This window comes from Gordonia liuliyuniae (genome assembly GCF_021738805.1).
Classification (GTDB): domain Bacteria; phylum Actinomycetota; class Actinomycetes; order Mycobacteriales; family Mycobacteriaceae; genus Gordonia; species Gordonia liuliyuniae.
In genome coordinates this window covers 16715-28731 of sequence record NZ_JAKKOR010000007.1, presented here as the reverse complement: position 1 = coordinate 28731, position 12017 = coordinate 16715, and the positions used below count along the sequence as shown (strand labels likewise).

Below are 12017 nucleotides of genomic sequence, written 5' to 3'. Positions count from 1 at the left end.
ATTACGACATTCTGTCGGCGTGGTGAACCGGCCGGTGCCCGAAGCCTGCGCGCACCGCGACGGCACAGTAGATTCACGGGCATGACCCGAATGTCCGACGACGATCGTGAGGGCGTGTGAATGAGTGCGGATGAGACGGCTCCGGTGGCGGCGCCGACCCGTCAGCGGCTCGCGGCGTCGATCCGCGACCGGATTAGCACCGGCGTGCTCGAACCCGGTTCGCGGCTCAACGAGCGAGAGCTGTGCGAGGACTTCGACGTCTCCCGCACGGTCGTCCGGGAGACGCTGCGGCAGATCGAAGCCGAAGGTTTCGTGACGATCGAACCCAACCGTGGCGCCGTCGTCGTCACGGTGTCGTACGCCGACGCCGAGCAGATGTTCGAGCTCCGGGAGTCGTTGGAGTCGTTGGCGTGCAGCTTGTTCGCACGCCGCGGGACCGTCGAGCACAAGCGGGCGCTGTGGGAGGTGATCGAGCGGCTGGAGGCCGCCGTCGACACCGGTGACCTGACTGCGATCCTCGCCGCGAAAGCCGACTTCTACGACGTGCTGCTCCTCGGTGCGGGCAACGAGCAACTGACGTCGACGCTGCGCCTGCTGCGCGTGCGGATCAATCTGCTGCGCAGGTACTCGCTATCGCTGCCCGAACGACACCCCGAGACGCTGACCGAGATCCGCGCGATCCGGGACGCGATCGTCTCCGGCGACGTCGACGGTGCCCGGCGTGCGGGCGAGCACCACGTCCAGCAGGCGAGTCGGGCGGCACTGCCGCGGATCTTCGACGAACTGCAACGCGCCGCCACGTGAGCGGTCACTGCCCGCGCAGCAGCCCGAGCATCGCGTAGGCGGCGATCTTGGTTCCGTACGGCACAGCGGCGAGGTCGACGATGTAGTTCGGGGTGTGCGGGGAGAACGGGACCTCGTCGCCGCGCGCCCGCGCCGCCGCGACCAGTTCGGGGTCGGCGGTGCCGACCATCAGGTAATTGAACGGCATGTCCGGGTACGGACCCTTGAGGATTTGCACATCCTCGGATGCCGTCGCGGCAGGCAGGTCGGTGAGCACGCTGTCGTCACCGATGATCGCGGCCAGTGACGTCGACATCGACGCGGCGAGTTCGGGGTCGTTGACCAGCGGGAGTGAGCCGCCCTTCACGATGATTTCCGGCAGCAGATCGTCGCCTGCGCCCGCGTCACGCGCGATCTGCTGGGAGACCGACTCGATCGCGTCGAGAAGGGTCTCGCGGACCCGCGGGTCGTACCAGCGGATGTTCGTCCTGATCACCGCCTGTGACGGGATCACATTGTTGTCGGCGCCCGCCGCGATGGCACCGACCGTCAGGATCGCGGTCTGTGACGGGTCGACGTGCTCGGGAACGACCGACGAGAACGCGACGACGGCTCGCGCGGCCATCTGCAGCGGATCCTTGGTCCGCTCCGGCATGGACCCGTGCCCGCCGACCCCGTGGAAGACGATGTCGACCTGGTCGGTGCCTGCCAGCCGCGGGCCAGGCGATGAGGACACGATGCCGACCGGGGCGGGCATCGTGTGCATGCCGATGAGGACGTCGGGTTTCGGGATGAAGTTGTAGAGCCCGTCGTCGACCATCGCCTTGGCTCCGGTGATCGGCTCCTCGGCGGGCTGACCGATCAACACAGCCGTCCCCGACCACGAATCACGCACCGTGACAAGCGCGTTGGCCATACCGATCAGCCAGGTGACGTGCGCGTCGTGGCCGCACATGTGTGCGGCGGGAACGACTGAGCCGTCCTCGCGCGCCACGCGCACGTCGCTCGCATAGTCCAGACCGGTCTGTTCCTCGATGGCGTTCGCATCCATGTCGGCGCGATACATCACGACCGGGCCGTCACCGTTGCGGAGCGTCGCGGCGATACCGGTGCGTCCGATGCCCTTGGTGACGTCGAACCCGAGATTCTGCAATGCCTTCTCGATCAGCCGAGACGTCTGCACTTCACCGAACGCCAACTCGGGATTGCGGTGGATGTCCTTGAACGTCTCGACCAACCGATCAGTGTCAGCGTCGACCGCTGCGTCGACACGGGAGATCAGTTCCTGGGGGAGAGATGCGGCGAAGGTCACACGACCACCGTATCGGGGAACGGCCGAGCGCTAACCTCGTATCCATGACCGACGTGCAGAAACCGAATGGACAACCCGGAGCGCCGAGCCCCATCGTCTCGCTTCCCAACATGCGGGACCTCGGCGGCTGGCGGGGCTCCGACGGCCGTGCTGTCCGCCCTGGCCTCCTGTATCGGACGGCCGACTTCGCCGGGATCAGCGCCGACGACGCGAAGCTCTTCGCGGCGCTCGGGGTGCGGACCGTGTACGACCTTCGGTCCAAAGCCGAACGCGCCGCCGCCCCGGACCTGGTGTTCGACGGAGTCGACGACATCGCGTTGGACGTGCTCGCCGACTCGGAGACCGCGATCCCCGCGAGCCTCGGCGGCGTCTTCGCCGACCCGACACTCGCCGTCGAACTCAACAAGAAGCTGAAGGACGGAACGGCCGCCGCCGCGATCGCCGGAACGTACCGCGACATGATCACCCTGCCGAGCGCGAACACCGCGTACGCTCGCTTCTTTGCCGGGCTCGCAGGCGTCGACCGGGCCCCGGTCGCCTTCCACTGCACCGCGGGCAAGGATCGCACCGGTTGGGCTGCGGCGTCGCTGCTGACCGTGCTCGGCGTGTCCCGTGACGACGTCTTCGCCGACTACCTGCTGACCAACGACCGGCTGGTGCCCGCGTTGAAACCGATCTTCGACAAATTCGGGTCCGAGGGCGGCGACCCCGACCTGCTGTTGCCGATCCTCGGAGTCCGCAAAGAGTATCTGGCCAGCGCATTTGAGGAAGTCGACAGCCGCTACGGATCGATCGAAGGCTACCTCACCGACGGGCTGGGTCTGGACGCGAGCGTGCCCGACACCCTCCGCGCGAGTTTCCTCGAGTGACGTCGACGCGTGCGCAGATGGTGGCGAAGGCCGCCGACCTGATCGCGCGCAACGGTGTCGCGGGCACATCGATCGGCGATGTCCTCAAGGCCGCCGACGCCTCGCGTGGCTCGGTCTACCACCATTTCGCCGGCGGCCGATCGGAGATCATCGCCGAAGCGGTCCGGTTCAGTGCGGGCCGAGTCGACGACGGCCTCGCCGAGGCGGTCCGGTCGTCGCCAACCTTCATCGTCGCCGACATTGCCGCCATGTGGCGCCGCGTGCTCGCGGACACCGAGTTCGCAGCGGGCAGCACTGTCGCCGCGGCCGCGACCGCGCGTGACACCGACCCGGCCGTCGCGGACGTCGCCGAGCAACACTTCGTCCGGTGGGAGGACGGCCTCGCCGCGGGCCTGCGCTCTCGCGGGTTCGACAGCGAACGCTCCCGGTCGTTGGCGGTGACGATCCTCGCTGCGATGGAAGGCGCCGTCGTGCTGTGCCGGGCACACCAGAGCTTCGAGCCGCTCGACCTCGTGGTGAAGGAAATCAGTCCGCTTCTGACATCGCCCGAGTAGATACCCGGTACATTCTCTGCCATGGCTGTCACCGCAAACACCGAGTTCGACGTCGACGCACCGCCGTCGGTCATCATGGAGATCCTGCTCGACGTTGAGTCCCTCCCCGAATGGTCAGGCCCGCACAAGTCCGCGAAGATCCTCACCGAGCATGAGGACGGAAGCCCGGCGCGCGTCGAAGCGTCGGTGACCGCCGCCGGTATCACCGACGATCAGGTCCTCGACTACACGTGGACCGAGAACACGTGCGAGTGGAGTCTCGTCGAGAGTTCGCAGCTGTCCATGCAGCAGGGCAAGTACACGGTCACTCCGAAGGGCGACGGTGCACATGTCTCGTTCGAGTTGACGATCGACCTCAAGATCAAGCTGCCCGGACTCATCGTCAAGCGAGGCCAGAAAGTGGCTGTCGAGACCGCGAAGAAGGGGCTCACGGCGGAAGCGAAACGCCGCTCCTGAGCAACGTCCGAACACCCGAACGGCCCCGCCACGGACACCGGTCCGAGGCGGGGCCGATTCTTATGCATCGCGTCGGTAACGATCGCACCCCGAGCGCCCCGGCGCGGGTAGCCTCGGTCACGACTTCGATGGACCATCGGCAATCTTCGCGGGAGAGGAAATCAGCGTGCGCATGTTCAAGGGGAGCCGGGGGATTCGAGTCCTCTTCGCAGGGTTCGCAGGAGGCGCTGCGATCGGAGCGATGGCCCTCTTCGGTGGCGGCACCGCATCCGCAGACACCACGTGTTCGGCTGCGAACAACAACCGCGTCGAACACGCTGACGGCCTGAGCCACTGCATCGCCAACGCGGGCCCCGGGTCGCGCGCCGATGCCCGCGACACCAGTAACAGCGGCGTCGCCACCGCAGTCGCGACCCAGCGCGGAAAGGCGACGAGCATCAACCTTCAGCCGGGTTCGCAGGCGCTGTCGAGCGGTGTCCGCGGCGGCAACGCCTACTCGTTCTCCACCGGCCCGCGATCGACGTCGATCTCGATGGCCCGTGACGGCGGTACCTCAGTCGCCGTCGGCGGCTGGGGTGGCCAGGCGTACGCCGGACCGCAGGGCGCGATGTGTGCGGGAGGATTCGGTGCGGCTTACGATTCGACCACCGGGCAGTACTGCGTGAAGTCGGGGTCGATCGACATCCACTGACACTGGCGGAGACGACCTTCGGCCGTGATCGCATTCCTGCCGAGTCGGCGGGATCGCGCTAGCCTGTGCGCGTGGACAATCTCGACGGCTACGTACAGCCGAACCAGGACGTCGGACCCGATCTCAGCGTCGTCTCGGGGCGGGAAGCCCTGCAGCAGCTCGTCGATCTGCGAGACACCGGCGGGTTCACGGTCGTCGACGACGATGACGACGACCCGATTCTGCTGACGCTGCCCGCACGCAACGTCGTGGACACGTGGCGCGAGGACTACCCGTACGAAGAGCGGATGAGCCGCCGCGAGTACGAGGTGACCAAGCGGCGACTCCAGATCGAGCTGTTGAAACTGCAGAAGTGGTCCAAGCAGACCGGACGCAGGCACCTGCTGTTGTTCGAGGGCCGTGACGCGGCGGGCAAAGGCGGGACGATCAAGCGGTTCAACGAGCATCTGAACCCGCGCGGCGCCCGCGTCGTCGCACTCGAGAAGCCGTCCGAACGCGAATCGACCGAGTGGTACTTCCAGCGTTACGTGCAGCATCTTCCCGCCGCAGGAGAGATGGTCTTCTTCGATCGCTCCTGGTACAACCGGGCGGGCGTCGAACGCGTCATGAACTTCTGCACGCCCGAGCAGTACGACCAGTTCATGGGGCAAGCGCCCACTTTCGAACGAATGCTCGTCGACGACGGCGTCCACCTGGTCAAGTTCTGGTTCTCGGTGACGCCGCTCGAACAGCGGACCCGATTCGCGATTCGCCAGATCGACCCCGTCCGGCAGTGGAAGCTGTCGCCGATGGACCTGGCGTCACTCGACCGCTGGGAGTCGTACACGGCCGCCAAGGAACGCATGTTCACCGACACCGACACCGACCATGCGCCGTGGACCGTCGTCAAGAGCAACGACAAGAAGCGGGCCCGCATCAACGCCATGCGGTACGTCCTCAGCCTCCACGACTACGACGGCAAGGACGAGACGATCGTCGGGACTCCCGACCCGCTGATCGTCGGCCGTGCGCGTGACCTCGTCGGAGAGTAGAACGCGATCCGCCTCCGGTAACGTCGGCGGGGTGCGAAGTGTTGCCTCCGGACTGTTCACCGTCGTCGCGATGATCGCGGTGATCATCGCCGTACCCAGCATGTGGGTGTCGCAGCGGGTGGTCTCCACCGATGGTTTCGCGGCGTCGGCGGGCGACGCCGCACGCGATTCCCAAGTGCAGGACTACTTCGCGGAGAAGGTCGCGGCGTCCGTCGAAGAGCAGACGAGCGTCCCGCTGGCGGGGACGGTCGTGGAACCGCTCGCCCGCGAGTACACGCGTAGCGACGGGTTCGTGCAGGACTTCCAGGAGATCGCCCGACAACAGCACGACTGGCTGTTCACGGCGCCCGGACCCGAGACCGACACGCACGTCATGGACGTGAATGTGACGCCGATGGTCAACCGGGTCCTCGCGTCTGCGAACCTCCCGACGGAGGTGACCGTGGACCGCCCCATCTACATCGGCATCGATCAGCACCGGTTGACCGCCGGGTCGATGGAGTCGACGGGCCGCCTGGTGTCGGCGACGTCGTGGACCGCGGTGATTGTCGCCGCCGTCGCGGCGATCCTCGCGCTGCTGATCGCGAATCGGCGCAGCACCGTGCTCGCCTGGTTGGGCGTCGGCGTCCTCCTCTCGGCTGCTGGCGCGTTCGGGATCGCGCAGTACATCCGATGGCTCGCGGGCGACAAGGCCGCCGACACCGACGAGGCCGCCCGCCGAACGGTGGAGGTGGTCGCCGACGGCGTCTCCTCCGATTTGATTCGGACGTCCGCGATCGTGGGCGCCGTCGGCGTACTCGTCATCGTCGCTGGACTTCTCCTGCGAGTCGTCGGAGGACGACAACCGAGGGTGTGATCGCGGGTTGCGAAGCGTCCCTCACGCGAAACCTACACCGTGCGGGGCAAGCATTGGTCTATCACTCGGTGTGCGGCACGAGCGGTGTAGGTTTCGCGGGCTCCGCCGAGATCGTTCGCGCAGCCGTCCGATGGAGCGAGACGTTCAACTGTCCTCGTCGATGACGAACGCGAACTGCTCGGTGTCGAAGCGCAGGCGTCCGCGGTCGAACGCACTGGACACCGCGCCGCCGGCCGCGAGCTCTGCGGGCGACCCGGTGGCCATCGTGCCGTCGCCGCGCAACAGCCACACCTCGTCCGAGAGCCGCATGACGAGTTCCAGTTCGTGCGACGACATGAGGACAGCGATCGACTGCTCGCGTGCAAGGGAGGCGAGCAGGTCGAGGAACTCCACGCGCGACGGTGCGTCCAGGTGTGACGTCGGCTCGTCGAGCACGAGCAGTTCCGGCTCCTGCGCGAGCGCACGGGCGGCAAGTACGCGTTGACATTCGCCGTCGGACAGATCGTGGAAGGGGCGGTCGGCGAGGTGACTCGCGCGGACTGCTTCCAACGCCTCTCCGGTGCGTCGTCGATCGTGGTCGGCGAGACGTCCGCTCGGCGACAGGTAGGGCGTCCGGCCGAGCGCAGCCACGTCGTACGCGGTCAGCCTGCCCGGGTCGACGGCATCGGTCGTGACGACGGCGACGCGTCGAGCCAGCGCCGAGGCCCGCAGCGACGTGATCTGGGTGCCGTCGGAGAGCATCGCTCGACCCGACAGCGGCGGCTGCAGTCCACACACGGTGCGCAACAGCGTCGACTTCCCGGCGCCGTTCGGTCCGATCAACGCGGTGAGACGACCTGTGGCCGCCGTTGCCGACAGGTGCGCCGCCACGGTCCGTCCGCGTCGCCCGCGGTAGCCGACCGTCAGGTCGTCCAGCATGAGACCGGTCATACCGACCCGCCCTCTCGGCGGCCGCGCAGGAGGACGGTGATCACGACGGGGGCTCCGATGATCGCTGTCACCGCGTTGAGCGGCAAGGCCATCCGTTCGCCCGGCAGATCGGCGAGCGCACCGCACCACACGGCGAGGGTCGCGCCGACGAGCGCACAACCGGGGATCACGATCCGGTGATCCGACGTGCGGAGCAGGCCGCGCACGAGGTGCGGAATGACCAGGCCGAGGAACCCGACCGGCCCGCAGAACGCGGTCACCACGCCGCTGAGCAAGGCTGCGGACAGCAGGGTGACGGTGCGCGCCACACGCAGGTCGACTCCCATCGACCGGGCGTAGCCCTCCCCGAGGAGGAGAGCGTTGAGGGGACGGACGGTGAAGAACACGATGACGATCGTGCCGAGCACGATCGGTGCGGCCACCGCGAGGTCGCCCCACGACGTCGACGAGAACGTGCCGAGGCCCCAGATCATGTACTTCTGCACCGCGGTCGGGTCGGCGGTCACGATCAGCACTGACACCAGCGCGCCGGTCACCGATCCGAGCATCACACCTATCAACAGGAGGGTGACGGCGTTGCGGACCCAGGTGGCCATCACCAGGATCACGCCGAGGACCACGGCGGCGCCCGCCGCGGCGGCGAGGACGACACCGACGCGTCCGGCCCCGGCGACCGCCCCGACGAACGCCGGGCCGCCTGCCCCGCCCGCGAGCGACACGATCGCGACGCCGAGACTCGCGCCGGAGTTGGCGCCGAGAATGTACGGGTCGGCCAGCGCGTTCCGGAAGAGCGTCTGCATCTGCAGACCCGCCACCCCGAGCGCGGCACCCGCGATCGCCGACGTCGCGATGCGCGGCAGCCGGACGAGTCGGAGGATCGCATCGTTGCCGGGGTCGGACGCGTCACCGCCGGTCAGTACCGCGAGGATGTCGGAGACCGGCACGATGACCGCACCGATGGACGCGGTCACCAGCACGGACACCACGGCGACGACGACGAGCGTCACCCACGTCGTCCGCCGCGACAACGTCCACCGGGGGCGCGCTGGAGTCTTCCGAATCACTGAACGGGGAGTCGCAGGTAGAACTCGAAGTCGTGGTCGGGGAACAGATCCGGGTGCAGGATCGCCGAGAGGTCGCCGAGTACCAAATCGGGGCGCAGTACGCCGCGCTCCCAGTAGTCGTTGCCTCCGGATGCGTTGACCGCCTTGAGGGCGTTCCACGCGCGCTCGGCGGGTCGCGTGAACACGCGGTACCGGTCGTCCTGCTTGTACACCGCGTCGAGCGACGTCGCCGTCATATCCGACAGGATCCAGGCGTCAGCGGTCCGCTGCTTGTCGATCACCGACTCGATGGACAGTCGCAGCGACCCGGTCGAGCGGTCGCCTGCCCACGGGTAGTCGCCGCCCGCGTCGCGGGTCAGACGGCCGAAGTAGCTGCCGCCCGCGGCCATCGTCCACGTGCCGTTCTCGATGCCGCCGAGCAGGACGTTCGTCTTCGGTGCGTTCGCGACCTTCGCGGCGACCGCGTTGTAGTCGCGTTTGATCCCGTCGAAGACTTCAGTGGCCGCTTTCTCATGGCCGGTGAGGGCGCCGAAGAACTTGATCCATTCGGCGCGGCCGAGTGGGCTCGCCTCCAACCAGTCGGCGTCGGCGAGAACGTCGATGCCCGCCTGCTGGAGCTTGGGATACGACGGATCGTCCATGCCGTCCGAGACGAGGACGTCCGGCCGCCCGGCGATCACTTTCTCGACGTTGGGGACGCCTGCCTCCGCGTACTGGGTGACCTTCCCCTCATCGATGCGGCTCCGCACCTGTGGCGTCGACACGAAGTCTGTCGTGCTGACCCCGGTCACCGCGTCGGCGGCGCCGAGCGCGGCCATGGCAGGCAGATGCGTCGTCGACCCCGAGTACATCGTCCGGATCGGCACCTCGACCTGCGGGGCGTCCGCGAGCGCACCGTCGAGCTTCGGGGTGGGCGCACCGCAGCGGACCAGCACATACGATGCGGGCGCTGCGCCGGGGGCAGGCTCCTTGACGGTCAGCACCTGATACGACTTGTGGTAGGTGATCGCCAACCCGGTCGCATCGGTGATCGTCGACTTGTCCGGGAAGTAGTCGGTGTTCGCGTCGAAGTCGGTGATGCAGTCACGGTCGGCGCCCGCGTCGTTCGACGAGGAGCCCGAACAGCCGGCAACGGCCAGGGCGGCGACGAGGAGACAGGCGGTGATACTCCTGGAGACGGGAACGCTCTTACAGGAACGGGGGTGCATCGCACACTCCGCCTCTCTCGGGGACACACCGCCCCGGTGGCGAGGTCGCTGCGACGTGGAGGTCTGGCTTCCGCGTGATGCGGACACAGTGGCGGGTACCGCGCCGGCTTCATTCCGGCTTCCCTACGTCATAGCGGGGTCATTACTGGGTCATGGCTGGTGGACGCTAGAAAACGTAACACGCAGGCGTCAGTGGCCCGCGGTCGCGCCGATCGTCCGCCACAGGAACTCGTAGGCGAGCGCTTCCTTGAACGCCGACTGCTTGTTGTCTGCCGCGCCGCCGTGTCCGCCCTCGATGTTCTCGTAGTAGCGGACGCGATGTCCGGTCTCCTCCAGTCGTGCCGTGAACTTGCGGGCGTGCCCCGGATGTACCCGGTCGTCGCGGGTCGACGTTGTCACCAGCAGTTCGGGATAGTCGACGTCGGCGCGGATCAGCTGGTATGGCGAGTGCTTCGAGAGGAACTCCCACTCGGCCGGATCGTCGGGGTCACCGTACTCGGCCATCCACGAAGCTCCCGCCAACAGCAGGTGGTAGCGCCGCATGTCGATGAGCGGCACCTGGCACACGAGTGCGCCGAACAGTTCTGGATACTTCGTCGTCATCACGCCCATCAGCAGGCCGCCGTTCGATCCGCCGCGAGCTGCGAGCGTCTGCGGCGTCGTCCACCCGCGTGCGACGAGATCCCGCGCGATCGCCGCGAAGTCTTCGTACACGAGGTGACGGCCGGCCTTCTGCGCCTGGGTGTGCCACGTCGGCCCGTACTCACCGCCGCCGCGGATGTTCGCGTAGACGAAGATCCCGCCGCGCGCGATCCAGTTCCGTCCGGTCACCGCCAGGTACCCGGGTGTCAGCGAGTTCTCGAACCCGCCGTAGCCATACAGGAGGGTGGGGCCCGATTCGACGTCGTCACGCTTGACTACGAAGTAGGGAACCTGTGTGCCGTCGTCCGACGTCGCGAACACCTGCTGCGCCTGGACATCCGCGGCGTCGAAATGTTCGGGTGACGACTTGATCGGCGCCACCCCGATCGTCGCATCGCCGTACAGCAAGGACGGAGCCTGGGTGAACGAACTCGACGACAGCCAGATCTCGTCGCTGTGGTCGGGGTCAACGTCGAGAACTCCGACCGTCGCCAGGTCGGGGATGCCGGGGAGTTCCGCAGGCGCCCACGTGCCGATCTCGAACGCCTGGATGCGAGTCGCCACATCGTGCAGGGTCGTCAGCACCAGTCGGCTCCGGGTGAACGCGTAGTCCTGCAGGCTCGTGTGCGCGTCCGGCGCGAACAGGACGCGGTGTGTGCGATCGCCGGACACGAACGCCGGATAGTCGAACACGAGCAGCGAGCCGGGCGCGCATTCGGCGCCGTCGACCGTCCACGACGACTTGGGCGACACCATCAGATAGTCGAGGTGCACGGCGTAGGAGGCGTCCGACGGTATATCGATCGCGACGAGTTCGCCGTCAATCACCTCGAAGTCGTCGGTGTTGTAGAAGTCGGTCGCCCGATACACGAAGTGACGCCGGTAGCCGGGCGTCGGGTCGAAAGCGGCGCCGACGGCGACGTCGTCGACGCTCCCGGTGAACACCGTCTCGGCCTGAGACAGGTCGGTGCCGCGAGTCCACCGCTTCACCACGCGGGGGTAGCCCGACGACGTCCACGAGCCCTCGCCGTCCGGCTGCTCACCGAACTCGGTGCCTACATAGACGGTGTCGCGGTCGATCCACGAGACATTCGACTTGTTCTCGGGCAGCCCGAAGCCACCATCGACCCACGTGCGCGAGGGCACGTCATACTCGCGGACGACCGTCGCGTCCGCGCCGCCGCGAGAGAGCGAGACGAGCGCGCGGTCGTAATCGGGCCGCAGCATCGACGCCCCGGCCCACACCCAGTTCTCGCCTTCTTCCTCGCGCAGCGCGTCGACATCGATCAGCACGTCCCACTCGGGCACGTCCGTGCGGTACTCGTCGAGCGTCGTCCTGCGCCACAGCCCGTACGGGTGCGTCGCGTCCCGCCAGAAGTTGTAGAGGTAGTCGCCTCGCCGTCGCACGTAGGGGATCCGGTCGTCGGTGTCGAGGATCTCGAGTGTGTCCGCCTGCATCTGTGCGAACCGCTCCGAGCCGGTCAACTCGTCGACGGTTGGCGTGTTGTGGGCGCGCACCCAGGCGAGCGCGTCGTCGCCGTCGACCTCTTCGAGCCAGAGATAGGGGTCGTTCGCGGTCGTGTTCGCATCAGTCACCGCCACCACGTTACGTGCGGCGCAT

12 protein-coding genes are annotated in these 12017 nt (G+C 67.5%); 7 read left to right on the top strand and 5 right to left on the bottom strand.

Going from position 1 to position 12017, the window contains the following annotated elements:
* Positions 1 to 120: 120 nt before the first annotated feature.
* Entirely contained in the window at positions 121 to 804 is a 684-nt protein-coding gene (locus tag L5G33_RS09010) for a GntR family transcriptional regulator (RefSeq protein ID WP_236997845.1), read from the top strand.
* Positions 805 to 808: 4 nt separating this feature from the next.
* Here L5G33_RS09010 and L5G33_RS09005 read toward each other — a convergent pair whose 3' ends face one another.
* On the bottom strand, positions 809 to 2095 hold the full coding sequence (locus tag L5G33_RS09005; RefSeq protein ID WP_236997844.1) for an amidohydrolase: 1287 nt from the start codon (positions 2093 to 2095) through the stop codon (positions 809 to 811).
* 44 nt (positions 2096 to 2139) lie between these two features.
* Here L5G33_RS09005 and L5G33_RS09000 point away from each other — a divergent pair, with 44 nt between their 5' ends.
* The 6 genes from L5G33_RS09000 (at position 2140) to L5G33_RS08975 (ending at position 6552) form a co-directional block, all read left to right on the top strand.
* Positions 2140 to 2964: a tyrosine-protein phosphatase gene (locus L5G33_RS09000; protein ID WP_236997843.1), complete on the top strand. Its 825-nt coding sequence runs from the start codon at positions 2140 to 2142 to the stop codon at positions 2962 to 2964.
* Positions 2961 to 3518, top strand: coding sequence for a TetR/AcrR family transcriptional regulator (locus L5G33_RS08995; RefSeq protein ID WP_236997842.1), 558 nt, complete (start codon positions 2961 to 2963; stop codon positions 3516 to 3518). Before L5G33_RS09000 ends, L5G33_RS08995 begins: the two co-directional genes overlap by 4 nt.
* A gap of 21 nt (positions 3519 to 3539) precedes the next feature.
* Complete coding sequence (locus tag L5G33_RS08990; protein ID WP_236997841.1) at positions 3540 to 3974, top strand: SRPBCC family protein; 435 nt, start codon at positions 3540 to 3542, stop codon at positions 3972 to 3974.
* Between the two features lie 172 nt (positions 3975 to 4146).
* Positions 4147 to 4665, top strand: a complete 519-nt coding sequence (locus L5G33_RS08985) for a DUF6764 family protein (protein WP_236998208.1) — start codon at positions 4147 to 4149, stop codon at positions 4663 to 4665.
* A 65-nt stretch (positions 4666 to 4730) separates the two neighbouring features.
* Complete coding sequence (gene ppk2 / locus L5G33_RS08980) at positions 4731 to 5696, top strand: polyphosphate kinase 2 (RefSeq protein ID WP_236997840.1); 966 nt, start codon at positions 4731 to 4733, stop codon at positions 5694 to 5696.
* A 31-nt stretch (positions 5697 to 5727) separates the two neighbouring features.
* On the top strand, positions 5728 to 6552 hold the full coding sequence (locus L5G33_RS08975; protein WP_236997839.1) for a hypothetical protein: 825 nt from the start codon (positions 5728 to 5730) through the stop codon (positions 6550 to 6552).
* A gap of 144 nt (positions 6553 to 6696) precedes the next feature.
* On the opposite strand, the gene L5G33_RS08970 is transcribed toward L5G33_RS08975, so the two are convergent.
* From L5G33_RS08970 to L5G33_RS08955, 4 genes are all read right to left on the bottom strand, one after another.
* Positions 6697 to 7482 carry an ABC transporter ATP-binding protein gene (locus tag L5G33_RS08970; protein WP_236997838.1) on the bottom strand — a complete coding sequence of 262 codons (786 nt, stop codon included), beginning with the start codon at positions 7480 to 7482 and terminating at the stop codon, positions 6697 to 6699.
* Positions 7479 to 8543, bottom strand: coding sequence for a FecCD family ABC transporter permease (locus L5G33_RS08965; protein WP_236998207.1), 1065 nt, complete (start codon positions 8541 to 8543; stop codon positions 7479 to 7481). The genes L5G33_RS08970 and L5G33_RS08965 overlap by 4 nt, the downstream gene beginning before the upstream one ends.
* The gene (locus tag L5G33_RS08960) at positions 8543 to 9754 is read right to left on the bottom strand and encodes an ABC transporter substrate-binding protein (RefSeq protein WP_236997837.1); all 1212 of its coding nucleotides are present in this window, start codon (positions 9752 to 9754) and stop codon (positions 8543 to 8545) included. Before L5G33_RS08960 ends, L5G33_RS08965 begins: the two co-directional genes overlap by 1 nt.
* Positions 9755 to 9943: 189 nt before the next feature.
* Positions 9944 to 11992 carry a prolyl oligopeptidase family serine peptidase gene (locus L5G33_RS08955; protein ID WP_236997836.1) on the bottom strand — a complete coding sequence of 683 codons (2049 nt, stop codon included), beginning with the start codon at positions 11990 to 11992 and terminating at the stop codon, positions 9944 to 9946.
* Between the last annotated feature and the right edge of the window lie 25 nt (positions 11993 to 12017).